24 protein-coding genes are annotated in these 23,166 nt (G+C 71.1%); 6 read left to right on the plus strand and 18 right to left on the minus strand.

What is annotated here, in order from left to right; all coding sequences use genetic code 11:
• Positions 1-70 precede the first annotated feature (70 nt).
• Both ORV05_RS24345 and ORV05_RS24350 read right to left on the minus strand, forming a co-directional pair.
• A complete protein-coding gene (locus ORV05_RS24345; protein ID WP_268754335.1) occupies positions 71-829 on the minus strand; it encodes an SDR family NAD(P)-dependent oxidoreductase in 759 nt (252 codons plus the stop codon).
• A complete protein-coding gene (locus ORV05_RS24350) occupies positions 826-1,245 on the minus strand; it encodes a VOC family protein (protein WP_268754336.1) in 420 nt (139 codons plus the stop codon). The genes ORV05_RS24345 and ORV05_RS24350 overlap by 4 nt, the downstream gene beginning before the upstream one ends.
• Positions 1,246-1,311: 66 nt before the next feature.
• Here ORV05_RS24350 and ORV05_RS24355 point away from each other — a divergent pair, with 66 nt between their 5' ends.
• The gene (locus ORV05_RS24355; protein WP_268754337.1) at positions 1,312-1,983 is read left to right on the plus strand and encodes a GntR family transcriptional regulator; all 672 of its coding nucleotides are present in this window, start codon (positions 1,312-1,314) and stop codon (positions 1,981-1,983) included.
• A 44-nt stretch (positions 1,984-2,027) separates the two neighbouring features.
• On the opposite strand, the gene ORV05_RS36585 is transcribed toward ORV05_RS24355, so the two are convergent.
• A complete protein-coding gene (locus ORV05_RS36585) occupies positions 2,028-2,144 on the minus strand; it encodes an MFS transporter small subunit (protein ID WP_425458439.1) in 117 nt (38 codons plus the stop codon).
• Positions 2,141-3,493: an OFA family MFS transporter gene (locus tag ORV05_RS24360; protein WP_268754338.1), complete on the minus strand. Its 1,353-nt coding sequence runs from the start codon at positions 3,491-3,493 to the stop codon at positions 2,141-2,143. The genes ORV05_RS36585 and ORV05_RS24360 overlap by 4 nt, the downstream gene beginning before the upstream one ends.
• A gap of 178 nt (positions 3,494-3,671) precedes the next feature.
• On the opposite strand from ORV05_RS24360, the gene fdhD reads away from it, so the two are divergent.
• Both fdhD and ORV05_RS24370 read left to right on the plus strand, forming a co-directional pair.
• Positions 3,672-4,511, plus strand: a complete 840-nt coding sequence (gene fdhD, locus ORV05_RS24365; RefSeq protein WP_268754339.1) for a formate dehydrogenase accessory sulfurtransferase FdhD — start codon at positions 3,672-3,674, stop codon at positions 4,509-4,511.
• A 28-nt stretch (positions 4,512-4,539) separates the two neighbouring features.
• Positions 4,540-5,481 (plus strand): alpha/beta hydrolase, encoded by a 942-nt coding sequence (locus ORV05_RS24370; protein WP_268754340.1) that lies wholly within the window; start codon positions 4,540-4,542, stop codon positions 5,479-5,481.
• A gap of 10 nt (positions 5,482-5,491) precedes the next feature.
• Here the strand turns inward: ORV05_RS24370 and ORV05_RS24375 are convergent, their stop codons facing one another.
• The 5 genes from ORV05_RS24375 to tig form a co-directional block, all read right to left on the minus strand.
• A complete protein-coding gene (locus ORV05_RS24375; RefSeq protein ID WP_268754341.1) occupies positions 5,492-5,905 on the minus strand; it encodes a hypothetical protein in 414 nt (137 codons plus the stop codon).
• 83 nt (positions 5,906-5,988) lie between these two features.
• Entirely contained in the window at positions 5,989-7,284 is a 1,296-nt protein-coding gene (clpX, locus tag ORV05_RS24380; protein WP_144587391.1) for an ATP-dependent Clp protease ATP-binding subunit ClpX, read from the minus strand.
• 307 nt (positions 7,285-7,591) lie between these two features.
• Positions 7,592-8,218, minus strand: coding sequence for an ATP-dependent Clp protease proteolytic subunit (locus ORV05_RS24385; protein WP_144587390.1), 627 nt, complete (start codon positions 8,216-8,218; stop codon positions 7,592-7,594).
• A gap of 25 nt (positions 8,219-8,243) precedes the next feature.
• Positions 8,244-8,858: a ClpP family protease gene (locus ORV05_RS24390; protein ID WP_144587389.1), complete on the minus strand. Its 615-nt coding sequence runs from the start codon at positions 8,856-8,858 to the stop codon at positions 8,244-8,246.
• Positions 8,859-9,002: 144 nt separating this feature from the next.
• Positions 9,003-10,433 (minus strand): trigger factor, encoded by a 1,431-nt coding sequence (gene tig, locus ORV05_RS24395; RefSeq protein ID WP_268754342.1) that lies wholly within the window; start codon positions 10,431-10,433, stop codon positions 9,003-9,005.
• A 248-nt stretch (positions 10,434-10,681) separates the two neighbouring features.
• Here tig and ORV05_RS24400 point away from each other — a divergent pair, with 248 nt between their 5' ends.
• A complete protein-coding gene (locus ORV05_RS24400) occupies positions 10,682-12,256 on the plus strand; it encodes an FAD-binding oxidoreductase (protein WP_268754343.1) in 1,575 nt (524 codons plus the stop codon).
• Here the strand turns inward: ORV05_RS24400 and ORV05_RS24405 are convergent.
• From ORV05_RS24405 to ORV05_RS24430, 6 genes are read right to left on the minus strand one after another with little or no spacing between them, the layout of a single operon-like run.
• Complete coding sequence (locus tag ORV05_RS24405) at positions 12,249-12,638, minus strand: ferredoxin (RefSeq protein WP_268754344.1); 390 nt, start codon at positions 12,636-12,638, stop codon at positions 12,249-12,251. The two genes, ORV05_RS24400 and ORV05_RS24405, sit on opposite strands and share 8 nt — an antisense overlap.
• A complete protein-coding gene (locus ORV05_RS24410; protein WP_268754345.1) occupies positions 12,635-13,825 on the minus strand; it encodes an NADH-ubiquinone oxidoreductase-F iron-sulfur binding region domain-containing protein in 1,191 nt (396 codons plus the stop codon). The genes ORV05_RS24405 and ORV05_RS24410 overlap by 4 nt, the downstream gene beginning before the upstream one ends.
• Positions 13,822-14,379, minus strand: a complete 558-nt coding sequence (locus tag ORV05_RS24415; protein WP_268754346.1) for a ferric reductase-like transmembrane domain-containing protein — start codon at positions 14,377-14,379, stop codon at positions 13,822-13,824. Before ORV05_RS24415 ends, ORV05_RS24410 begins: the two co-directional genes overlap by 4 nt.
• Positions 14,376-15,305 (minus strand): FAD:protein FMN transferase, encoded by a 930-nt coding sequence (locus ORV05_RS24420; RefSeq protein ID WP_268754347.1) that lies wholly within the window; start codon positions 15,303-15,305, stop codon positions 14,376-14,378. The genes ORV05_RS24415 and ORV05_RS24420 overlap by 4 nt, the downstream gene beginning before the upstream one ends.
• A complete protein-coding gene (locus ORV05_RS24425; protein ID WP_268754348.1) occupies positions 15,305-15,559 on the minus strand; it encodes a hypothetical protein in 255 nt (84 codons plus the stop codon). Before ORV05_RS24425 ends, ORV05_RS24420 begins: the two co-directional genes overlap by 1 nt.
• A gap of 3 nt (positions 15,560-15,562) precedes the next feature.
• Positions 15,563-16,162, minus strand: coding sequence for a hypothetical protein (locus tag ORV05_RS24430; RefSeq protein ID WP_268754349.1), 600 nt, complete (start codon positions 16,160-16,162; stop codon positions 15,563-15,565).
• Between the two features lie 231 nt (positions 16,163-16,393).
• On the opposite strand from ORV05_RS24430, the gene ORV05_RS24435 reads away from it, so the two are divergent.
• Positions 16,394-17,851, plus strand: coding sequence for a sensor histidine kinase (locus ORV05_RS24435; protein WP_407652544.1), 1,458 nt, complete (start codon positions 16,394-16,396; stop codon positions 17,849-17,851).
• Positions 17,852-17,927: 76 nt separating this feature from the next.
• Complete coding sequence (locus ORV05_RS24440; RefSeq protein ID WP_268754350.1) at positions 17,928-19,832, plus strand: ArnT family glycosyltransferase; 1,905 nt, start codon at positions 17,928-17,930, stop codon at positions 19,830-19,832.
• Between the two features lie 55 nt (positions 19,833-19,887).
• Here ORV05_RS24440 and ORV05_RS24445 read toward each other — a convergent pair whose 3' ends face one another.
• From ORV05_RS24445 to ORV05_RS24455, 3 genes are read right to left on the minus strand one after another with little or no spacing between them, the layout of a single operon-like run.
• Positions 19,888-21,315 (minus strand): GH1 family beta-glucosidase, encoded by a 1,428-nt coding sequence (locus ORV05_RS24445; RefSeq protein ID WP_407652545.1) that lies wholly within the window; start codon positions 21,313-21,315, stop codon positions 19,888-19,890.
• Positions 21,312-22,166, minus strand: a complete 855-nt coding sequence (locus ORV05_RS24450) for a carbohydrate ABC transporter permease (RefSeq protein WP_268754352.1) — start codon at positions 22,164-22,166, stop codon at positions 21,312-21,314. The genes ORV05_RS24445 and ORV05_RS24450 overlap by 4 nt, the downstream gene beginning before the upstream one ends.
• Entirely contained in the window at positions 22,163-23,149 is a 987-nt protein-coding gene (locus ORV05_RS24455) for a carbohydrate ABC transporter permease (RefSeq protein ID WP_268754353.1), read from the minus strand. The genes ORV05_RS24450 and ORV05_RS24455 overlap by 4 nt, the downstream gene beginning before the upstream one ends.
• Positions 23,150-23,166: the final 17 nt, after the last annotated feature.

A 23,166-nucleotide genomic window follows, 5' to 3' on the forward strand; every position in this document is an offset into this window, starting at 1 on the left:
AGGGTCCCTTCACAGTCGATGAGACCGTGAAGGGACCCTTCACGGCACGGCCAGTGGGCCGCCTTGGCGGTCAGCTGCGCAGGTGGGAGGCGCCGTTGAGGTCGAGGACGGCGCCCGACGCCCACACCGAACCGGGCTCGGCCAGGTACACGATCGCGTCGGCGATCTCCTCGGGCCGGGCGACTCGCCCGAACGGGCTCTGCGCGCGAAGCCGGTCTCCGCTTTCCCCGGCCAGCCGCCCGGCGACCCGCTCGGTTTCGATGAAGCCGGGAGCCACCGAGGTGACCGCGATGCCGTGCGGAGCAAGGGAAACGGCCAGTGACTGGCCGAGTGCGTGCAGACCGGCCTTGGTCGCGCCGTAAGCGGGATGGTCCGGCTCGCCGCGGAAGGCGCCGCGGGAGCCGACGTTGACGATGCTGCCGCCCGCCTTCCGCGCGATCATGTCCCGGGCGACCCAGTAGGTGAGATCGGCGGCCCCGAGCAGGTTGACCTCGACCGAGCGCCGCCACACCCGTTGCCACTGCCCGAAATCCGCCTCGGCGAGCGGGTGCGCGGTCTCGGCTGAGGTGGCGAGGGCGGCGTTGTTCACGAGAACGTCCACTCCGGACAGTGCCGCCACCGCCGACTCCGCGATGGTCCGGGCGTCCCCGGGCAGCTCGCCCGGCACCAGGACGTGACCGCTGCCGGGCAGGGAATCCAGGGTCTCCCGCGCGGCGGCTTCGCCGGAGTGGAAATGCACGGCCACCCGGTCACCCCGCGCGGCGAACGCGCGCGCGACCGCGCGGCCCAGCCCGGATGCCGCGCCGGTGACCAGAACGCCCCGGCTCATTTCGCGAACAACTGCGACTCGTCGCGGAACGCCTTGAACTCGAGTGCGTTTCCGGCGGGGTCGTGCAGGAACATGGTCCACTGCTCCCCCGGTTCGCCGGCGAAGCGCTGGTACGGCTCGATCACGAACCCGGTGCCCGCCGCCCGCAGCCGGTCCGCCAGTGCGTGGAAGTCCCCGACGGTGAGGATGAGCCCGAAGTGCGGGACGGGCACGTCGTGGCCGTCGACCGGGTTGCGCCCCGATTCGCTGCGTGCCCCGGGGACGAGGTGGGTGACGAGTTGGTGGCCGTGGAAGTTCCAGTCCACCCAGGCGGTGTCGGAGCGGCCCTCGGCCAGCCCCAGCACCCCGCCGTAGAACTCGCGGGCACGGGCCAGGTCGTCGACGGGGAGCGCGAGGTGGAATCCCGGGCGCGTCATGAGCGGCTCCTTCCTTGGGTTTCCCCCAGCTTGACGCCACCCGCCCGACAATGTCAACATTCGGACATGTTGCATCCGGCGCAGCGCCGCGGGCTCGGTGACGAGGCGGCCGACCGCATCCGTGAAGAGATCTTCGCCGGGCGTTTCCCGCCGGGCGGTGCGCTGCGCGAGGTCGAACTCGCCGCCTCGCTCGAGGTCAGCCGCGGTTCGGTACGGGACGGGCTGGCCATCCTCGAACGCGAGGGCCTGGTGCAGAGCGTGTGGCACAAGGGCACCCGGGTCATCGAGCTCACCGAGTCCGACATCCGCGAGGTGTACGCCGTCCGCGCGGCGCTCGACCGGCTCGCCGCCACCACGGCGGCCCGGCACGCGGCGCCGGAGCACCTGGACGAGCTCGATCGACTGGTCCGTGCCATGGCCGCCGGGCACGAAGGGCCCGCCACCGGCCTGCTGGCACTGGACATCGAGTTCCACGAGCGGATCTACCAGGCGGCGGGCAACCGGCGCCTGCTCGAAGCCTGGCACGCGGTGCGCTCACAGGTGTACCTGTTCCAGTCCCACCGGATCCGGCTGGGCGCCGAGGAGTACCGCGACCGGCTCGCCGAGGAGCACGGCGAACTCGCCGCACTGATCCGGGCACGGGACACCACCCGGTTGCCCCAGTTGGCCGAAGAACACGTGCGTTCGGCCCAGCGGGCCCTGCTGGCCGGCCTGGCCGGAAACGACGCGGGCGAATGAGACGATGCCGCCGAGACGCCGCTGGGGCGTCTCGGCGGACCCGATCACTTCCCGAAGAGCTGGACCACCTTGAGGATCAGTTCGTAGACCCCGTAGGCGAAGGGCAACCCCACCCACAGCCAGGCCAGGGCGAGCAGCCAGGAACGACGGCCCTCGTTCATACCGTTTCCTTTCCGCGCTCGGCCACCGGCTCGTGGTAGCGCTCCTTGACCGGTCGCACCAGCTCGTTGGCGATGAACCCGACGACCAGCAGCGCGATCATGATGTAGAACGACGTGGTGTAGAGGTCCGGCCCCTGCTTGCCGGCGTGCTTCTGGCTGTCCGCGATCGCGTTGACGATCAGCGGCCCGAGCACCCCGGCCACCGACCACGCGGTGAGCAGGCGGCCGTGGATCGCCCCGACCTCGAAGGTGCCGAACAGGTCCTTCAGATAGGCGGGCGCGGTGGCGAAACCCGCCCCGTAGAAGGAAAGGATCAGCATCGCGCTCAGGATGAACAGCAGTTTCGACGAGTTGCCCGCCACCGCGATCAGCAGGTACAGCAGGGCGCCCGCACCGAGGTAGAGGCGGTAGATGTTCTTGCGCCCCACGATGTCCGAAGTGGACGACCAGGCGAACCGGCCGAGCATGTTGGTCAGCGACAGCAGGGCCACGAAACCGGCGGCGGCCGCCGTGCCCACCGGGGTGGAGGTCTGCTTGAAGAAGTCGCCGATCATCGGCGCGGCCTTCTCCAGGATGCCGATGCCCGCGGTGACGTTGCAGACCAGCACCACCCAAAGGCACCAGAACTGCGGGGTCTTGATCGCGTTGGCCGCGGACACGTTCGCCGCGGTCACCAGCGACCTGCCGGCGGGCGTGGTCGCGGTCCACCCCCGGGGACGCCAGTCCGGCGCGGGCACGCGGATCAGCAGCACCCCCAGCGACATGAACACCGCGTAGACGATCCCGTGGACCAGGAAGGCACTCGCGATGCCACCGGTGCTGGCGCCGAAGCTCTGCAGCATCTGGCTCGACCACGGCGAAGCGATCAATGCCCCGCCGCCGAAGCCCATGATCGCGATTCCGGTGGCCATCCCCGGCCGGTCCGGGAACCACTTCATCAGCGTGGACACCGGCGAGATGTAGCCGATACCGAGCCCGACTCCGCCGATGAGCCCGTAGCCCACCACCACCAGCCAGTACTGGGAGGTGGCAGCACCCAGCGCGGAGATCAGGAAACCGGTGGAAAAGCACGTCATCGACACGAACATCGCCCAGCGCGGCCCCTTGCGCTCCACCAGGGTCCCGCCGAAGGCCGCGGACAGGCCGAGCATCACGATGCCGAGCTGGAACGGCAGGGCGCTCTGGGTACCGCTGAGCCCGAGCGCCTTTTCCAAGGGGGGCTTGAACACACTCCAGGCGTAGGCCTGGCCGATCGCCAGGTGAACCGACAGTGCCGCGGGCGGGATGAGCCAGCGACTCCAATCGGCGGGGGCGACCGTGCGGGAACGGTCGAGGAAGGTGACGGTCAAGGCGACGCTCCCCTACGCTGGTGGTGGGTGCGGGCGCGGTGTCCACGCCCCGTTCGGCGTCCGACACCACACGATCGGGTGAAGTGCACGGACGGCCGTGTGCAATCTAATACGCAAAGTGTTGCGACGCACTAACTAATTGTGGACTTTTCGGGCAGATTCGGCAGGAGAGACGGACATGGGCCGAGTAACCGTACGGCGGCCGGTGCGCACGCTGTCCGCCACCGGAGCACGGCGGCGGCCGGATTCGCTCGCGGCGGAGGAACCACTGGAGATCCGGGTGGGCGGGAAAGCGCTTGCCGTGACCATGCGCACACCGGGCCACGACGTCGAACTCGCGCACGGTTTCCTGCTGTCCGAAGGGGTCATCGGTGCGCCGGAGGACGTTTACGCGGCGCGCTACTGCGACGGCGTCGACGACCAGGGACGCAACACCTACAACGTGCTGGACCTGACCTTGGCCGAGGGGGTCGCGCCGCCGGAGACCGGCGTGGAACGCAACTTCTACACCACCTCCTCCTGCGGGGTCTGCGGCAAGGCCGCGCTGGACGCGGTCAAGCTCAAGACCCGGTTCCCGCCCGGCGCGGCCGGGTTCTCCGTCACACCGGAGGTGCTCTCCGCACTGCCCGACGCGTTGCGCGAACGGCAGCGCGTGTTCGCCAGCACCGGCGGCCTGCACGCGGCCGGACTGTTCCGCGCCGACGGCTCGCTGCTGGCCGTCCGGGAGGACGTCGGACGGCACAACGCGGTGGACAAGGTGCTCGGCTGGGCACTGCTGGAACACCGGGTACCGCTGGGCGAAGTGGGGCTTCTGGTGTCCGGGAGGGCGTCCTTCGAACTCGTGCAGAAGGCCGCGATGGCGGGAATCCCCTTGCTGGCGGCGGTATCGGCGCCGTCCTCGCTGGCCGTCGAGCTCGCCGAGGAGAACGGCATGACGCTGATCGGTTTCCTGCGCGGCAGCAGCATGAACCTCTACACCGGGGAGCAACGAGTGCTTGAGGCCGCGGCAGCCTCCTGAGTGGGCGTGTTTGTCGCCTCACGCTGGCATGCGCTCTAATGGGCCGGTGAACGAGGCCGTGGCCGGGACCGGGCCGGGGAAGCGCCGCCGGATCTCCCGGCGCTCGCTGCTGATCGGGGGCGCCTCGGGACTGGGGATCACCGCCTTCAGCATCGGCACCGCCACCGGTAACATGCCGCTGACCACGGCCGTCCAGCGCGCGCTCGGGGTCGCCTCGACCACGCCGGTCAGCCAGCCCGGCGTCGCGAAAGTGGAACGCGTGTTTTCGGCCGCCCGCAACCGCGAGGTCGACCTGGTGACCCTGCTGCCGTCCAGGAACCCCCCGGCGAACCTGCCGGTCTCGCTGCTGCTGCACGGCCTGCACGGCCGGGCCCGCAACGCCGCGCCCACCGGCACACTCGCCGAACTGAGCAGTCAGGTCGCCCGGCACGCGGTGGCACCGTTCGGCCTGGTCGCGGTGGACGGCGGCGACGACTACTGGCACGCGAACCGGCCCGGCGACGACCCGATGCGGATGCTGCTGGAGGAGGTCCCCCAGTGGCTGAGCCGCCGGCGCCTCGGCGGGCCGGGCGGGCAGCCCTTCGCGTGCACCGGCATGTCCATGGGCGGATTCGGTGCCCTGCTGTACGCGCGTCGCCGGGCGGAGCGCGCCCAGCCGCTGCGTGCCCTCGCCCTGCTGGCCCCCGCGCTCATCCTGTCCTGGGACGAGATGGCCAAGCGCGGTGCGTTCCACGACGCGGCGGACTGGGCGGCCCTGGACCCGCTCAAGCACCTCGACGCGACCCGCAGCATCCCCACCGGCCTCTGGTGCGGCACCGAGGACCCCTTCATCGCGGGGGCCCGCCAGTTCATCGCGGCGACCCACCCCGCGATCGCCTACACCGCCCGGGGCCGGCACGGGGACACGTTCAACCGCACCGTGGTGCCCTCGGTCATCGGCTTCCTCGGCAGGAACGTGCCCGCCGCCTGAAGGCGGATCTTCAGGACCCGGAAACCCAGCGAGCGGCGACGGACAGCACCCAGAACCCGACCACGGCGGCGGCGAGCAGGAGGACCGACCAGACCAGCAGGGGCCGGTCTTCACTGCCCGCGGCCCGGACCCGGTGCAGCGCGTAGTAGGCGAAGCCGAACAGCGGCAGCGGCAGCAGCGGAAGCGGCGACAGGCGCACCCCGGTTGCGACCAGGCAAACCCCGCCCAGCACCCACAGCACGATCCGGACCGAACGGTGCAGGACCGGATGGCTCAGGTACGGCGTGATGACCTGGTACGCGAGATCGCTGAACCCGCGCACATCGCCGCGGCCCTCCGGGACCACCTGGTCCACGCCGGCCTCTCCCGGTTCGGCCACGCCGTCACCGGCATCCGCCCGGGATCCCGCCCCCTCGACACTCATTCGGTCAGCTTATCGAGCCCGGCGCTTCCCGTACTCCGACAGGGCGCACAACACAGCCACGTTCGGGTGAACGCCGACGACCGTCAGGCGGTCTTCTCGCCCCGCTCGGTGTTGCGGCGGCGGGACGGCTGGCGCGAGACGATGGTCGGGTTGACGTTCTCCCGCACCGTCTGCTCCGTGATGACCACCTTGGCGACGTCGGTGCGGCTCGGGATGTCGTACATCACCGGCTGAAGCACCTCCTCCATGATGGCCCTCAGCCCGCGCGCGCCGGTGCCCCGCAGCACCGCCTGATCGGCGATCGCCTCCAGCGCGGTCTTGGTGAACTCCAGCTCGACGTTGTCCATCTCGAAGAGCTTCTTGTACTGCTTGACCAGCGCGTTGCGGGGCCGGGTGAGGATCTGCACCAGCGACGGCTTGTCGAGATGGGTCACGTTCGCCACGATCGGCAGCCGGCCGATGAACTCCGGGATCAGCCCGAACTTGATCAGGTCCTCGGGCATGGTCTCGCTGAAGACGTCGCTCTCTTCGATCTCGGCCCGGGTGCGGATGTCGGCGCCGAAGCCGATGCCGCGCTTGCCGATCCGGTCGTTGATGATCTTTTCCAGGCCCGCGAACGCCCCGGCCACGATGAACAGCACGTTCGTCGTGTCGATCTGGATGAACTCCTGGTGCGGGTGCTTGCGCCCGCCCTGCGGCGGCACGCTCGCGGTGGTGCCTTCCAGGATCTTCAGCAGGGCCTGCTGCACCCCCTCGCCGGACACGTCGCGCGTGATCGACGGGTTCTCCGACTTGCGGGCGATCTTGTCGACCTCGTCGATGTAGATGATGCCGGTCTCGGCACGCTTGACGTCGTAGTCGGCCGCCTGGATCAGCTTGAGCAGGATGTTCTCGACGTCTTCGCCGACATAGCCCGCCTCGGTGAGCGCCGTGGCGTCGGCGATCGCGAAGGGCACGTTGAGCATCTTCGCCAGCGTCTGGGCGAGGTAGGTCTTGCCACAGCCGGTCGGGCCCAGCAGCAGGATGTTCGACTTGGCCAGCTCGACCGGCTCCTCCTTGGAGTCCTTCGGGCCGCTCTTGTCGCCGGACTGGATCCGCTTGTAGTGGTTGTAGACCGCGACCGCGAGGGTTCGCTTGGCGTCGTCCTGGCCGATGATGTACTGGTCGAGGAACTCGTGGATGTCCAGCGGTTTCGGCAGCTCGTCGAGCTTCACCTCACCGGCCTCGGCCAGTTCCTCTTCGATGATCTCGTTACACAGGTCGATGCACTCATCGCAGATGTAGACGCCGGGCCCGGCGATGAGCTTCTTCACCTGTTTCTGGCTCTTCCCGCAGAAAGAACACTTCAGCAGGTCCCCGCCGTCGCCGATCCGTGCCATGACCGTTGACCTGTCCCCTCCGGCACGCCGGGCCGGCGTACCTGGTTGTGTTCCTGCACTTCCCGCCGATCGAGGCGGAATTCGTGCTCGTCTCTGACGGTACCCGCCCGAGCCGCCCGGCGGGAGAACCATCGGGCGATGGGGCGCACCCGGCCACCCCTGCGTGCCCACCGCCCCTGCGCGGCGGGCGAAGGTCCTCGCCGCCGCCTCCCCGCGAGCCGTCAGGCGCCGCAGAATACCCCGCTCCGGGCGCGTGTCCGGGTGACCGACACGCGCCCGGAGCCGAGGTGCGCTGTCCGCGGGAGCGTCAGCGCGCCGAGGCCTTGCGGTAGGACAACACCTCGTCGATAATGCCGTATTCCTTGGCCTGTTCGGCCGTGAGGATCTTGTCGCGTTCGATGTCCTGCCGGACCTCGTCGGCGGTCTTGTTCGTGTGCTTGGCCAGCACGGTCTCCATCTGGCGCCGCACGCGCTGGATCTCGTTGGCCTGGATCTCCAGGTCCGAGACCTGCCCGTAGGTGCCCTCGGTGGCCGGCTGGTGGATCAGCACCCTGGCGTTGGGCAGGGCGAGACGCTTGCCCTTCGTGCCCGCCGCGAGCAGCACCGCGGCCGCCGAAGCGGCCTGTCCCAGCACGACGGTCTGGATGTCGGGCTGGACGTACTGCATGGTGTCGTAGATGGCCATCAGCGCGGTGAACGAACCACCGGGCGAGTTGATGTACATCACGATGTCGCGGTCCGGGTCCTCGTGCTCGAGGTGCAGCAGCTGGGCCATCACGTCGTTGGCCGACGCGTCGTCCACCTGCACGCCGAGCATGATCTGCCGCTCTTCGTAGAGCTTGTTGTACGGGTTGGACTCCTTCATCCCGTAGCTCGTGCGCTCGACGTACGAGGGCAGGATGTACCGGGACTGCGGAAGCTGATAGTTGCTCATGGGTTTCTCCTACCTGCGCGCCCGGTCAGCGGTGGCCGTTGGCCGAGGGGAGCTGGTTTTCCCGGGTGAGGACGTGGTCGACGAAGCCGTAGGTCTTGGCTTCCTCGGCGGTGAACCAGCGGTCCCGGTCGCCGTCGCGGATGATCTGCTCGACGCTCTGGCCGGTCTGCTCGGCGGTGATGCGCGCCAGTTCCTGCTTCCACTTGCCGAACACCTCGGCCTGGATGGCGATGTCGGAGGCGGTACCGCCGACACCGGCCGAGGGCTGGTGCATCAGGATGCGGGCGTGCGGCAGCGAGTAACGCTTGCCGGGGGTGCCCGAGGAGAGCAGGAACTGCCCCATCGACGCCGCCAGGCCCATCGCGTACGTCGCCACGTCCGGCTCGATCAGCTGCATCGTGTCGTAGATGGCGAAGCCCGCGGTGACCGAGCCGCCGGGCGAGTTGATGTAGAACCGGATGTCGGACTCCGAGTCCTCCGCCGACAGCAGCAGCAGCTGCGCCGTGATCCGGTTCGCGACCTCGTCGTTGACCTCGGAACCCAGGACGACGATGCGCTCCTGGAGCAGCCGCTCGTACACCGAGTCGGTCAGGTTGAGCCCCGCGGTGCTGGTCCGCGCCTCGGGCTTGTACTGGGTCACGTCTGCCTGCCTTTTCGCCGCTGTGGTGCTCCCCCGGACGGGAGAGCTCCACTGTGGACTTCCTTCACGTTCAGATCTTGTAACCGACCCTAACGAACTTGGGCGGCGCAGAAGTCCTGACACCGCCCAAGTTCGCTCAGAGCTTCACTTTTCGTCCGAAGACTCTCCCGGCGCCTGAGCCTCCGCGGCTTCCGCGGCCTCGGTGTCGGCGGCCTCAGCGACCTCGGTGGCCTCAGCGACCTCGGTGACCTCTTCGGTGGGACCGAACAGCTCGTCCAGATCGACCTCGGCGCCCGAGGCGTCGGTCACGGCCGCCTTGCGCACGATCGAAGCCAGCGCCTTGCCGCGCCGCACGTCCGCGAAGATCGCGGAGAGCTGCCCGGACTGCTGGGCGCGCTGGACGTACTCGTCTGGGCTGATGCCGAAGCGCTGGGCCTGGTAGAGGATCCGCTCGGTGAGCTCGGCGTCGTTGACGCTGACCTGCTCCGCGTCGGCGAGGGTGTCCAGCAGCAGCTGGGTGCGCACCGCCTTCTCCGACTCGGCCCGCACCTCCTCGTTGAACTGCTCGAGGGTCCTGCCCTCGGCCTCCAGCACCTTGGCCAGCGCTTCCTCGCTGTGGTCGAGGTCGTGCACGGCGTCGTGCTTGCGGCTTTCCACCTCGGCCTCGACGACCTTCTCCGGCAGCGGCACCTCGACCTGCTCCAGCAGGGTCTCCAGGATCTTGTCCCGGGCCTGCACGCCCTGCTGCACCTTCTTCATCCTGGCGAGCCGCTCACGCAGGTCGGACCGGAGCTCGTCGAGGGTGTCGAACTCGCTGGCGAGCTGGGCGAACTCGTCGTCGGCCTCGGGCAGTTCGCGCTGCTTGATGGACTGCACGGTGACCGCGACCTCGGCGTCCCGGCCCGCGTACTGGCCCGCGACCAGCTTCGTGGTGAAGGTCTTGGTCTCGCCGGCGTTCGCACCGATGATCGCCTCGTCGATGCCGTCGACGAGCTGGCCGGAGCCGATCTCGTAGGACAGGCCGGTGGTGGCGGCCTCCTCGACCTCCTCGCCGTCCACGGTGGCCGACAGGTCGATGGAGACGAAGTCGCCGTTCTCCGCCGCGCGGTCGACGCCGGTCAGGGTGCCGAACCGGGCCCGCAGCTGGTCGAGCTCGGCGGCGACCTCCTCGTCGGTCACCTCGACCTCGTCGACGGTGACGGCAAGACCCTCGAGATCCGGCAGCGTGATCTCGGGGCGGACGTCCACCTCGGCGCTGAACTCGAGCACCTCGCGGTCCTCGAGCCGGGTCACCTCGAAGTCCGGCTGCCCGAGCGTGCGGACCTCGCCTGCCCGCACCGCCTCCATGTACTTGGCCGGAATGGCCTCGTTGACGACCTCATCGAGCACCGGCGCGCGGCCGATCCGGCTTTCCAGGACGCGAGCGGGCACCTTGCCGGGACGGAAGCCCGGGATGCGCACCTGCTGGGCGATCTTGCGGTAGGCGCGGTCGAAGTTCGGTTTGAGTTCGTCGAACGGCACCTCGACATTGATCTTGACTCGCGTCGGGCTGAGCTGCTCGACGGTGCTCTTCAACGTGTTCTCCTCGAGCCGTACAGGGGTTGGTGATGGTACCGGGGTACCACGGGCACAGGGGTGCCCGAAGACCGAGTCTAGGCCAGCGACTTGACAGCCCCGGGCTGGGCCTACTCGCCGCGCCGAGACGCGGGCGGAGTTTACATTTGCCCCCTGGTTGTCTACCTTCTTGACGCAGCGCGTCCCCCTTTCGGAGGAGGCTGTTGCCCGCAGGATCGGCGGCAACCGAGGTGAGGTGTGAACGGCCCGTGACGGCGACAACCACACCGACCGCACCGGCCCCGGCACTGGTGCGCGTCCCCGCCATGGCACTCCCCACCCTGCTGCTGTTCCTCGCGGCACTCGGGCTCGGCGCCGGGGCCACCTGGCTCGCCCTCGAAGGGCTCGCCCCGCCGTGGCTCACCCTCCCCCTGCACGTGGCCGCGATGGTCGCGCTGTTCGTCGTGCTGCACGAATGCGCCCACCACACGGCCGGACGGCTCGGCGGGGTCAACGACGTGCTCGGCCGGATCGCGATGCCGTTCGTGTCCGCGGTCGGCGCCTTCCCCTCGGCCCGGTTCCTGCACCGCGAACAGCACCGGCGGCGCAGCGGTGCCCACCTGACCCCGTGGAACCTGCACGGCCCGCGCTGGCAGCTGCCGCTGCGGTGGATGACCGCCGACCTCTGGCACGTCTACGCCTACATGCGGCGCAGCGCCGACCGCCCCCAGGCCGAGGTCGCCGAGGCGCTGGCGATGCTGGTGCTGCTGCCCGGCACCCTCGCGGCCGTGATCGGCACCGGCCACGGCGGCGAACTGCTGCTGGTCTACCTGCTGCCGCAGCGGCTCGCACTGGCGGTGGCCGGGTGGTGGTTCGACTGGCTGCCGAGCCGCCTGCCCGACAGGGCCCGCAGCTACCAGACGGTGCACACCCGGCATCCGAACCTGCCCTTCCACCGGTACCGGCGCGCCTGGCGGACCGGACCGGAACCGGAACCACCGGCGCCGGCGGTCCCCTCGCCCCGGCCCGCCCCGGAGGCGGAGTTCCGGAGCCTGACGGTGAGCACCGTGCGCCCGCTGACCGACCGGGCCGTGCTGGTCGGGTTCCGCATCCCCGCCGCACTGCGGCCGGAGTTCCGGTTCGTCCCCGGCCAGCACGTCGTCCTGCGCACCGAACTCGACGGCGAGCCGGTCCGGCGGGCCTACGCGATCTGCTCCCGCCCCGAGGAAGCCGAACTCAGGGTGGCGATCAAACGGCTCAAGGGCGGGCGGCTGTCCACCTACGCCACGACGGAACTGGCACCAGGAGCCCGCCTCGACGTCCTGCCCCCGGCGGGCGATTTCACGCTCGCCCCGCACCCGCGGGAGGCCCGGCACTTCGTGGCGATCGCGGCCGGGATCGGCATCGCGCCGCTGCTGCCGATGCTCTCCCACGCGCTCACCGCCGCGCCGCGCTGCCGCGCCACGCTGCTCTACGTCAACCGCAGCGGCGCGGACACCCTGTTCTCGGACGATCTGAGCCGGCTCGCCCGCACCTTCGAAGGGCGGCTGCGGGTACTGCACTTCCGCACCGACGAACGCGACCCCGACCTCCACCCCGTCCGCTCGGCGCGGCCCTTCGACAGCATCGGCACCGCGCTGGCGATCTCCTACGAGCACTACCACGCCGGAGCGCTGGACGGGGCCCGGCTGCGGTCACTGCTGGCCGGACGGCTGCATCCGGCGAAGGTCGACGAGTGGTTCGTCTCCGCACCCCCGGAGCTCGCCGACCCGGTCCGCGCGCTACTGGCCGAACACCACGTGCCCGCCACCACCGTCCACCGCGAGCAGTTCCGGCTCAGCTGAGCCCCCCGCCTCCGTCCGGGCCCTCCGGCACCGTCCGCAGGCGCAGCGCCAGCGCCGGGCAGAGCCTGACCGCCCGCCGGGCGTGCTCGGCCAGCGCCGGGGGCACCACCGGCTCCTTCGTCCCGTCGCGCGGCACCGGATAGCCCCACGGGTCGCTGCCCAGGGTTTCCGGCAGCAGTTCCGCGCACAGCCCCCGCCCGTCGCAGGCGGTCCAGTCGATGTGCAGGCGCACGGTCATCGTGTCCTCCTGTGTCTTGCGGGACACCCGCACCCGGTCGGACCCGACGACCAGCAAACCATCGTCGGTCATCGCGTCCTCCTGTGTCTTGCGGGACACCCGCACCCGGTCGGACCCGACGACCAGCAAACCATCGTCGGTCATCGCGTCCTCCTGGTGACGCAGTCCCCCCGCAGGTGCCTGCCCACCTCGTCGTCGAACACGGCGAGCGCGCTACGCACGAATCTCGCCGTACCGTCGGGGTGGTGGCAGGCGCCGCGCCCCTCGACCAGTGCGGTCAGCCGGCGCAGCCGGTCCGGCAGGTCCGGTGTGCCGCCCTGGGCCAGCCGCGCCATCGCGTCGGCGATGGCGGGCAGCCCGTTCAGGCAGGGGCCGCACTGGCGGGCGCTCTGCTGCGCCAGGTAGTTCGCGACCCCCGCCGCGGCCCGCAGGCCGCACTGCCCGGTATCGAGCGCGACGACCACACCCGCGCCGACCGCACCAAGACCGGCCCGCGAGAACGGGCTCGCCAGCGCGGTGGCCGGTATCCAGGTGCCGTGGTAGCCGCCGACGAGCAGCGCGCGCAGCGGCCGAGCCGGACCGCCCGCCCTGGCCAGCACGTGCCCGAGCGGAGTCCCGATCGGCACCTCGTACACGCCGGGTTCGCGCACCGAACCGCTCAGGGTGGTCAGCATCGTCCCCGGCTCCCGCTCCGTCCCGCGTTCACGGAACCACGACGGTCCGTAGCGCGCGATCAGGGCCAGATGGGCCAGCGTCTCGACGTTCTGCACCAGCGTGGGCCGACCGTCCACACCGGACCGGGCGGTGAGTTCGAAACGGTCGCCGGGACGGGCTGGCCTGCCCTCCACGGCCGCGACGACCGCGGACTCCTCGCCACTGAGGAAACTGTCGGGGGTCGCCACCAGGGACACCGCGATGGCGTCCCAGCGCCGCGCCGCCCGCTCCGCCAGCGCCGCCTTCACCGACGCCATCGCCGGACCGGGCGGGGTGTACAGGTACGCCTGCCCCGCCCGGACCGTTTCGGCGGCCAGCTGCAGCCCGTCCAGCACCAGGTGCGGCGCGCGCCGCAGCAGCGTGTCGTCCTTGTGGCTGGCCGGTTCGCCCTCCGCGCCGTTGGCAATCACCACCGGCGCCCGTCCCTGGGCCACCGTGGCGAGTTTGCGCCACACGGGGAAACCGCCGCCGCCACGCCCGGTCAGCCCGGCCGTGCGCAGCTCGCCGATCAGGTCCGGGCGCCCCCACGGCACCGGCCCGCAGCGCCGGAAATGGGTCTCGAGGTCTCCGGCCGCCGCGTCCAGCAGCCCCGCCACCCCGGTCATGCCCGCAGTCATGCCCGGACCTCCCTTCGCTTCGGGAAACGGGTGGACAGCCGCCACCCGAGCGTGCCGAGCACCGCCAGCACGCACAGGGCGTTCACCCCCAGGAACCACGGCGTGGCACTGTCGGTACCGGTGCCGAGGGAGTGGAGCAGCGCCACCGGCCACAGGCCGTAGGAAGCCCAGTGCACGGCGCGCCACGCTCGACGGCCGATCCGGTGCCGCAGCAGGCTCGTCACCACCAGCGCCACCATCAGGTCGAGCGCGACGGTCCCCAGCCCCTGCCAGAACGGCCGGTAGTTTCCGGCGAAGGGCAGCACCAGATCGAACAGCCGCAACTGCGCGTACGGGTCGAACAGCAGCAGCACGACGTGCAGGCCCAGGAACACACTCGCCAGCAGGCTGACGTTGCGGTGCACCTCGGTCACGGCGAACCGCGGCAGCCCGGGTAGCGGGCGCCCCGAGCGGGCGCTCACGCCGAGCACCACGGACGTGGTCAGCAGCAGCAGGGCCACCACACCGCTGCCCCGGCCGAAGTCCCAGAACGCTTCCGAACCGACGGCGCTCATGAGGGCCACCCGCCGAGGACGTGCACCCGGCCCGTCTCGTCGACGAGCCGCGCCGGGAGGCCGACTCGGGTGAGCAGGGACGGCGCCTCGCGTCCCCGCACCAGCGCGGCGGTGGTCCACGTGTTCGCGTCGACGCAGGCGGGGGCGGCCACGGTGACGCTGCGCCAGGTCCGCGGCGCGGGCTGGCAGGTCCGGGGGTCGAGGACGTGGTGGAGCAGCCGCTCCCCGCGCCGCCAGGTCCGGCTCGTCGTGCTCGACGTGGCCATCGCGGTCCCGGACGGCACGGTGACGGTGCAGGCCGGGTCGCCGGGGGCGTCCCGCACGACGATCCGCCAGTCCCCCTCGGGAGCGGTTCCGGCCGTGGCGAGGTCGCCGCCGAGTTCGACGAGCACGCCGGTGCCGAACGCGTCCGCCACCAGGCGGGCGCACCGGTCGGCGGTCCAGGCCTTCGCGGTGGCCCCGAAGTCCAGCCGCACCCCCTCGGGCACGCTCAGGCGGCGGCCTTCGAGCCGGACCCGCCGCCAGCCGGGTGCCTGCCGCACCCGGACCGGCACCGCGGGTCCGCCGGCGGGCACGAGCGGCAGGTCCCGGTCGTAACCGAGCTCCGCCAGCGCCGAGCCGACGGTGGGGTCGACGTCCCCGCCGGTCCGGCGGGCGGCGCCCAAGGCGGCGGCGACCAGTCCGGCCAGCAACTCGCCGATCTCGGCCTCGCCCGCCCGTTCGGCCCTGGCCAGTTCGGAATCGGGCCGGAACCGGCTGCACGCGGCGTCCACGGCGGCCAGTTCGGCTTCCACCAGTGCCCGCGCCCCCGGCAGTGCCGCCGGATCGGTGACCACGATCCGCGCGGTCGTGCTCCAGACCGGCCACTGCGCCACCCCGGGCCCGGCCAACAACTCGTCCACAGTGGACAGGGGTGCGGCGGTCATCACGAACCTCCCGAACGCCCGTGCCCAGCACCGGATCCTGGTGAAATGCCGATTCCGCCCGAGGAGTGGCCGGAACCGTCCCACGGTGAAGTGACCGAGTTGTTCGAACTGCCGGAGGAACCGGACGCGCTCGACGAACCCTGCTGCGTGCCCGAGACGGTGCAGGCGACCAGCGTGGTCCCGGCGACGCCCACCACCGCGATCCCGGCGGTGAGCAGCGCGACACGGCGCAGCCCGACTTCACGTTTGCCCATGGTTCAGCCCTGCCTCTGCTGGTTCTGCTGGTTCCGGCCCGCGGTCCGTTCGGTCACCCTGGTGGCCGTCGCGGTGCCGCCGTTCACCGTCGCGACGACGGTGACCGTGTCGCCGGTGGCGATGGAGGAGGAGTTGGCGTTGTTCCCGACCGCGGTGTTGCCATCGATCGTGTAGGTCCTGACGTAGCCGTCCGCGCTCTTCGCGGTCAGCGACGTGGAGCCGACCGCGGTGACCGTGCCGGTCTGCATCAGTTCCGTGGTGTAGGTGCCGTTGGTACCGGAGACGGTGTACTCGCCGTGCAACGCGCCGGACAGTGCGGACTGGCCGCCCATCCCGCCCTGGCCGCCCTGGCCGCCGGGTCCACCCATCATGCCGCCGGCCCCGTTCTGCCCGGACGCCGAGGAACCGGAGGAACCGCCGGAGCCGCTCGATGCCGCGTAGACGGCGGCGCCACCGGCGGCCACGACCGCGACCGCGACCGCGGCGGCCACCACCGTCCTTCCGGTGGACCAGCGGGCCGGCCGCCCCTGCGGCGCGCCCCAGTGCGCCTGCCCGCGATCGTCCGAAGGGGACGGTGTGGTGGGGAGTTGTTCGGTGGTCATGGTCTTCCTCTCTGTCGCGGCGGATGTCCGCTTCGCCTGCGTGACAACCAGTTTTCGGCGGCAGTCTGTGCGGTGGCTGTGGGCCGGGTGGGGTCTTCCTGTGCCCCGGGACCGGCGGCGCGAGACACAGCGGGCTCACAGGAAGCGCACAACGCGCCCACACGAATCCGGGCGATCGTCGAGGAATGAACGTGCGGGAGTGTGCCTTGACGACGAGCGGAACCGACGGCGATGGCCGCGCACTCGGCGGCTGACCGGGGGCGGCGGCGGGCCCGGCCGCTGCGGACCAGGCTGATCGCCGCGCTGCTCGCCCTGCTCACCGTGGTGTGCCTGCTGATCGGGGTGATCAGCGAGTTCGCGCTGTCCGCCTTCCTGACCCGCCAGGTGGACCAGCAGTTGCACGACACCATCAGCCGGGCCGCCTCACTGGACCGCGACCGGGAACACGACAACGCGCTCGCCGTCGCGGGCACCGCCACCGGCACCGTGCACGCCTGGTTCTCCGGCCGTGAGGCCGACGCGCAACTGCTCACCACCCGGCCGGGTTCGCCGCAGGCCCAGCCCCAGCCCCTCGGTTCCGGCGATCAGGCCGTTCTGCGCTCCGTACCCGCCGACGGGCAGCCCCGCACCGTGACGCTGTCGAGCGGGCCGTACCGGGTGATCGCCGCCGACAGGGGCGACGCGCTGGAAGTGTTCGGCCTGACACTGGGACAGGCCCACGACACGCTGCTCACCGTCGGGCTGATTCTCGGCGGGGTCGCCGCCGCGGCCGTGCTCGGCGCCGGCATCGTCGGCGCGTACGTGGTGCGGCGCACGCTGCGCCCGCTCGACCGCGTAGCCGCCGCGGCCTCCCAGGTCACCCGCCTTCCCTTGGAGAAGGGCGAGGTCGCGCTGTCGGTGCGGGTCCCGGTGACCGACACCGACCCGTCGACCGAGGTGGGGCAGGTCGGCCACGCCCTCAACCGGATGCTCGGCCACATCGACCAGGCACTGGAAGCGCGGCAGGCCAGCGAAACCCGGGTGCGGCAGTTCGTCGCCGACGCCAGCCACGAACTGCGCACCCCGCTGGCCGCGATCCGCGGCTACGCCGAACTCACCCGCCGCTCCCCCGACCGCGTCCCGCCGAACGTCGCGCACGCGATGAACCGCGTCGAATCTGAGGCCTCCCGGATGACGGTGCTCGTGGACGACCTGCTGCTGCTCGCACGGCTGGATGCCGGGCGGCCACTGGAACGGTCCGAAGTGGACCTCACCAGGCTGGTGGCGGACGCGGTGGGCGACGCGCACATCGCCGGACCGGGCCACCACTGGCAGCTCGCGCTGCCGGACGAACCCGTCGTGGTCGTCGGGGACCCGCAGCGGCTGCACCAGGTTCTGGCCAACCTGCTGGCCAACGGGCGCACGCACACGCCGCCGGGCACCACCGTCACCACGCGCCTGCGGACCGAGCGCGGGACCACCGTGCTGACCGTCACCGACGACGGCCCCGGAATCCCGCCGGAACTGCTGCCTTCGGTGTTCGAGCGGTTCGCGCGCGGCGATTCGTCGCGGTCCCGCGCCGCGGGCAGCACCGGCCTGGGCATGGCGATCGTGGCCGCGGTCGTCGCCGCGCACCACGGCACCGTCGCGGTACGGAGCGGACCGGGCCACACCGAGTTCGAAGTGCGCCTCCCCCGTTCAGCCGCCTGATTCCGGGGGCGGCCGCACAGGATTCGCACAGGTTCGGCACAAGGGCGGCCCAGGTGGGCTCGCCAGGGTGGGAACCATGACCGCCCTGGCCGAGCCCGCCTCCGCTGACCCTCCCACCCTCCCGAGCCGCACCGAGCGGCTGCTGCGGGGCCATCCGGCCGACCCCCGCTGGGTACGGCCCGCGCTGCTGGGCCTGCTGGCCGCCACCGCGCTGCTCTACCTGTGGGACCTGGGCGCCTCCGGCTGGGCCAACGCGTTCTATTCGGCCGCCGCGCAGGCGGGCGGGCAGAGCTGGAAGGCGTGGTTCTTCGGGTCCAGCGACGCGGCGAACTCGATCACCGTCGACAAGACGCCGGCCGCACTGTGGGTGATGGGCCTGTCGGTGCGGCTCTTCGGGCTGAGCGCGTGGAGCGTCCTGGTGCCCCAGGCGCTGATCGGGGTGGCGTCGGCGGGCCTGCTGTACGCCACCGTGCGGCGGGTGTCCGGCCCCGCCGCGGGACTGCTCGCCGGGAGCGTGCTCGCCCTCACCCCGGTGGCCGCGCTGATGTTCCGGTTCAACAACCCCGACGCGCTTCTGGTCCTGCTGCTGGTGGCCGGGGCGTACGGCACCGTGCGCGCGATCGGCCAGGCGAGCCCGCGCTGGCTGGCGCTCGCCGGGGCCGCCGTGGGATTCGCCTTCCTGGCGAAGATGCTTCAGGCCTTCCTGGTGCTGCCCGGTTTCGCGCTCGCGTACCTGATCGCCGCGCCCGTCTCGCTGGGCAAACGGCTGGCGCACCTGCTCGCCGCGCTCGGCGCGGTGGTGGTGTCGGCGGGCTGGTACCTCGCGGTGGTCGAGCTGTGGCCCTCGGGCAGCCGTCCGTTCATCGGCGGCTCGCAGACCGACAGCATTCTGGAACTCACCTTGGGCTACAACGGTTTCGGCCGGATCACCGGGAACGAGGTGGGCAGCCTGGGCGGGGCGCAGAGCGGCGGGAGCTGGGCGCGCCTGCTCGGCAGCGAGATGGCGGGCGGGATCGCCTGGCTGCTTCCCGCCGCCGTACTGGCCTTCGGCGCGCTGATCTGGCTGAGCTGGCCGGCTCCCCGCACGGACGCCACCCGCGCGTCGGCCGTGGTGTGGGGCGGCTGGCTCATCGTCACCGGCGGTGTGTTCAGCGAGATGAGCGGCATCATCCACCCCTACTACACGGTCGCGCTCGCCCCGGCCGTCGCCGCGCTGACCGGGATGGGCACGGTCGCGCTGTGGCGGCGCCGCGCGAACCCGATCGCGGCCGGGCTGCTCTCGGCCGGGGTCGCGCTCACCGCGCTGACCGCGTTCCTGCTGCTGGACCGGGAGGCGAACTGGCTGCCCTGGCTGAAGTTCCTCGTCCTCCCGATCGGCCTGGGCACCGCCGTGGCGCTGCTCGTCGCCGACCGGCTGCCGTCCGCCGCCGCGCGCGGGCTCGCGGCCCTCGCGCTGGTCACGACCCTGTCCGCGAGCGGCGCCTACACCCTCGCCACCGCCGCCACCACCCACTCTGGCGCGATCCCGTCCGCGGGCCCGAATTCCCGCTCGTTCGGCGGCGCACCCGGCGGTCCCGCCGGCCCCGGCGGTGGCATGCGCGGGGGGATCGGCGGTGGGATCGGCAGCCTGCTCGGCACGAGCACCCCCGGCACGGCGCTGGTGGACCTGCTGCGCGCCGGGGGCGGGGACTACACCTGGGTGGCCGCCACCGTCGGCAGCAATCCCGCCGCGAGCTACCAGTTGGCCTGCGGGCTGCCGGTGATGGCGGTCGGCGGGTTCAACGGCACCGACCCCTCACCCAGGCTGGCTCGGTTCCAGCGGGACGTGCGGGACAAGAAGATCCACTACTTCCTCGGCACCGGCTCCGAGATGCGCGGCACCACCGGCAGCGACGACGCCCAGGAAATCGCGCAATGGGTCTCGGAGCACTACACAGCCACCACCGTCGACGGCGTGACGGTCTACGACCTCAACCCGTGATCCGCGCCGCGGGCGTTGGCCGTGAAGGGCCCCTTCACGGCTCGCCCAGCCCCGGTCAGGCGCCTGGCAGGGGCGGCAGGGTGTTGGTGGTGGCCACGCGCGAAAGCCAGTGGGCCGAACGCTTGCGTGTCCGGCGCTGGGTGGCGTAGTCCACGTGCACCAGCCCGAACCGCTTCGAGTATCCCTCGGCCCATTCGAAGTTGTCCAAAAGGGACCAGTAGAAGTACCCGCGGAGATCCACCCCCTGGGCGAGCGCGGCGTGCGCGGCCCTCAGGTGCCCGTCGACGAAGGCGATGCGGTCGTCGTCGGCGATCTCACCCGCCGCGTCCGCCACGTCCGGGTAGGCGGCACCGTTTTCGGTGACGTACAACGGGACCGCGGGGTATTCGCGGTGCACCCGGACCAGCGCGTCGGCGAGTTGCTCCGGCTGGACCTGCCACCCCGAGTCGGTGAGCTTCGCCGCCGGATCCGGTTCGAACCACACGTCTTCGGCGCCGATCCATTCCGGGCCCGCCGGTTCGGCCGCGGACGACGGTGCCGCCGTGACCTCGTAGCCGCGGTAGTAGTTGATGCCCAGTGTGTCGATCGGCGCCGAGATCAGGTCGAGGTCCCCCTCGCGCACGTGGCCGTCGAAGCCGAACGGCGCCAGGTCCGCCAGCAGGTCCTCGGGATAGCGGCCGAGCAGCACCGGATCGAGGAACAAGCGGTTCTGCAGGCCGTCGATGCGGCGCGCCGCGTCCGCGTCGGCCGCGGAAGCGGGATCCGACGGCCGCACCGGGTACAGGTTCAGCGTGACGCCCGCCTTCGCCGAGGGCGCGTAGCGGCGGATCTCCGCCATGCCGAGCCCGTGCGCGAGCAGCAGGTGGTGCACCGCGGCGGCGGCCGCCGCGGGCTCCCGCCGTCCTGGCGCGTGGACTCCGCTGGCATAGCCCAGGAAGGCCGAGCACCACGGCTCGTTCAAAGTGGACCAGAACGGCACCCGGTCGCCGAGCCGTTCGACCGCGGCCTCGGCGAAACCGGCGAAGTGGTGGGCCGTGTCACGGTTCGCCCAGCCGCCCTTCTCCTCCAGCGCCTGCGGCAGGTCCCAGTGGTAAAGCGTGGCCCACGGCGTCACGCCGGCGCCGAGCAGTTCGTCCACCAGCCGGTCGTAGAAGTCCAGCCCGCGCGGGTTCACCGGCCCGCCGTCGGGCCGGACCCGGGGCCAGGACAGGGAAAACCGGTACGCGCCGAACCCCAGTTCGGCCAGCGACGCCACGTCCTCGGCGAATCGGTGGTAGTGGTCGGCCGCGGGCTCCCCGGTGTCGCCACCGGCGACGGCACCCGGCACCCGGCAGAAGGCGTCCCAGATGCTGTCGGTGCGGCCGTCGTCGGCGGTCGCACCCTCGATCTGGAAGGCCGCGGTGCTGGCCCCCCACAGGAAACCCGTGGGGAAGGTCAGCTTCGCCTCCGCCGCCACCTCGTCGCCCAGTACAGACATAGTCACCCTTTCACAGCACCCTGCATGATCCCGGCCACGATCTGGCGGCCGAGCAGAAGGAAAACGATGAGGATCGGGATGGTGGCCAGCGTGGTTCCGGCCAACACCAGCGAGTAGTCGACGTAGTAGCCGCTCTGCAGCTGTTCCAGTGCCAGCTGCACCGTCGGGTTGTCGGCGTTGAGCACGATCAGCGGCCACAGGAAGTCGTTCCACGACATCATGAAGGTGAACATCGCCAGCACCGCCGCGGCGGGTCGCACCGCGGGCAGGCACACGTTGAGGAAGGTCCGGAACACGCTGCACCCGTCCACCCGCGCCGCCTCGATCAGCTCGTACGGCACGGCGTCCACTGTGTACTGGCGCATCCAGAACACGCCGAACGCGGTGACCAGGTTCGGCACGATCACCGCCTGCAGGTGCCCGGCCCAGCCGAACTTCGCCATCGCGATGAACAGCGGGATGATGCCGAGCTGGGTCGGCACCGCCAGGGTCACCACGATGAACACGAACAGCGGGTTGCTGCCGCGGAAGCGCAGCTTGGCGAAGGCGAACCCGGCCAGCGAGGAGAACAGCACGGTGGTCAGCGTGACCGTGGTCGACACGATCAGGCTGTTGCCCAGTGCCTTCCAGAAGGCCACGACGTGGAACACCTTGGAGGCGTTGGCGAAGAAGTTGCCGCCGGGCAGCAGCGGCGGGACCTTGTCGGCCAGCATCGCGGAATCCCGGCTGGCCACCAGGAACGACCAGTAGAACGGGAAGAACGACGCCAGGACGAACACCGCGAGCGCGGCGTAGACGAGGAAGTTGGGCCGTCCGATCAGCGATCCGGTCCCCCGGCGGGGTCTGAGCAGGGTCATCGTTTCGGTCCCGAGGTTGCGGCGAGGCGCCGGGTCAGCAGGAAGTTGATCAGTGCGATCACCACGATCAGCAGGAACAGCACCCATGCGATCGCGGAGGCGTAGCCGAGGTGGAAACCCTCGAAACCCGACTGGTACAGGTACAGCGTGACGGTCTGGAACTGGTTGGTGGAACCGCCGTTGTTCGATCCCGGCATCGCGTCGAACAGCTTGGGCTCGGTGAAGATCTGCAGCCCGCCGATGGTCGAGGTGATCACCACGAAGATCAGCGTGGGCCGCAGCATCGGCAGGGTGACGCTGAAGAACCGGCGGAAGGCCCCGGCGCCGTCCACCACGGCCGCCTCCATGACCTCCTTCGGCAGGGCCTGCATCGCGGCGAGCACGATCAGCGCGTTGTAGCCGGTCCAGCGCCAGTTCACCATGGTCGCGATCGCGATGTGGCTGGCGAACCGGTTGGCCTGCCAGTCCACCCGGTCCAGCCCGGTGAGCTCCAGCAGGGAGTTCACCAGGCCGTAGCGCGGGCCGAACAGGTTGGAGAAGATCAGCCCCAGCGCCACCAGGCTCGCCGCGTACGGCAGCAGGACGCCCACCCGCCATCCGGTCGGGAAGCGCAGCCGCATGTTCAGCAGCGCGGCCAGCCCCACCGCGATGACGATCTGCGGCCCGCTGGAGAGCACGAAGATCGACAGCGTGTTGAGCAGGGCGTTCCAGAACTGGTGGTCCCCGAAGAGGTCGATGTAGTTCTGCAGCCCGAGGAACTTCGGATGGTCGTCGCCGATCTCCCAGTCGAACAGTGAGACGTACCCGGTGTAGAGCAGGGGGAACAGGCCGACCAGGCCGAACACCACGAAGAACGGCGCGATGTAGAGGTAGGGCGAGATCTTCAGGTCCCACCGGGAGAGCCGCTCGGAGAACCGGGGCTTCGCGGGTTTTCCGCGCGGCGCCCGCTGCCGCGGTTGTGGATCGAGCACGGTACTGGTCATCGGACTGTTCCCCCCGG

This window comes from Amycolatopsis cynarae, assembly GCF_026802195.1.
Lineage (GTDB): Bacteria > Actinomycetota > Actinomycetes > Mycobacteriales > Pseudonocardiaceae > Amycolatopsis_E > Amycolatopsis_E rhizosphaerae.

Bases quoted from the DNA above. Each gene is read 5' to 3' on its own strand.
- ORV05_RS24345 (WP_268754335.1), bottom strand. From the start codon at position 829: ATGAGCCGGGGCGTTCTGGTCACCGGCGCGGCATCCGGGCTGGGCCGC.
- ORV05_RS24350 (WP_268754336.1), bottom strand. From the start codon at position 1,245: ATGACGCGCCCGGGATTCCACCTCGCGCTCCCCGTCGACGACCTGGCC.
- ORV05_RS24355 (WP_268754337.1), top strand. From the start codon at position 1,312: ATGTTGCATCCGGCGCAGCGCCGCGGGCTCGGTGACGAGGCGGCCGAC.
- ORV05_RS36585 (WP_425458439.1), bottom strand. From the start codon at position 2,144: ATGAACGAGGGCCGTCGTTCCTGGCTGCTCGCCCTGGCCTGGCTGTGG.
- fdhD (WP_268754339.1), top strand. From the start codon at position 3,672: ATGGGCCGAGTAACCGTACGGCGGCCGGTGCGCACGCTGTCCGCCACC.
- ORV05_RS24370 (WP_268754340.1), top strand. From the start codon at position 4,540: ATGCGCTCTAATGGGCCGGTGAACGAGGCCGTGGCCGGGACCGGGCCG.
- ORV05_RS24375 (WP_268754341.1), bottom strand. From the start codon at position 5,905: ATGAGTGTCGAGGGGGCGGGATCCCGGGCGGATGCCGGTGACGGCGTG.
- clpX (WP_144587391.1), bottom strand. From the start codon at position 7,284: ATGGCACGGATCGGCGACGGCGGGGACCTGCTGAAGTGTTCTTTCTGC.
- ORV05_RS24385 (WP_144587390.1), bottom strand. From the start codon at position 8,218: ATGAGCAACTATCAGCTTCCGCAGTCCCGGTACATCCTGCCCTCGTAC.
- ORV05_RS24405 (WP_268754344.1), bottom strand. From the start codon at position 12,638: ATGACCGACGATGGTTTGCTGGTCGTCGGGTCCGACCGGGTGCGGGTG.
- ORV05_RS24410 (WP_268754345.1), bottom strand. From the start codon at position 13,825: ATGACTGCGGGCATGACCGGGGTGGCGGGGCTGCTGGACGCGGCGGCC.
- ORV05_RS24415 (WP_268754346.1), bottom strand. From the start codon at position 14,379: ATGAGCGCCGTCGGTTCGGAAGCGTTCTGGGACTTCGGCCGGGGCAGC.
- ORV05_RS24420 (WP_268754347.1), bottom strand. From the start codon at position 15,305: ATGACCGCCGCACCCCTGTCCACTGTGGACGAGTTGTTGGCCGGGCCC.
- ORV05_RS24425 (WP_268754348.1), bottom strand. From the start codon at position 15,559: ATGGGCAAACGTGAAGTCGGGCTGCGCCGTGTCGCGCTGCTCACCGCC.
- ORV05_RS24430 (WP_268754349.1), bottom strand. From the start codon at position 16,162: ATGACCACCGAACAACTCCCCACCACACCGTCCCCTTCGGACGATCGC.
- ORV05_RS24435 (WP_407652544.1), top strand. From the start codon at position 16,394: ATGGCCGCGCACTCGGCGGCTGACCGGGGGCGGCGGCGGGCCCGGCCG.
- ORV05_RS24440 (WP_268754350.1), top strand. From the start codon at position 17,928: ATGACCGCCCTGGCCGAGCCCGCCTCCGCTGACCCTCCCACCCTCCCG.
- ORV05_RS24450 (WP_268754352.1), bottom strand. From the start codon at position 22,166: ATGACCCTGCTCAGACCCCGCCGGGGGACCGGATCGCTGATCGGACGG.
- ORV05_RS24455 (WP_268754353.1), bottom strand. From the start codon at position 23,149: ATGACCAGTACCGTGCTCGATCCACAACCGCGGCAGCGGGCGCCGCGC.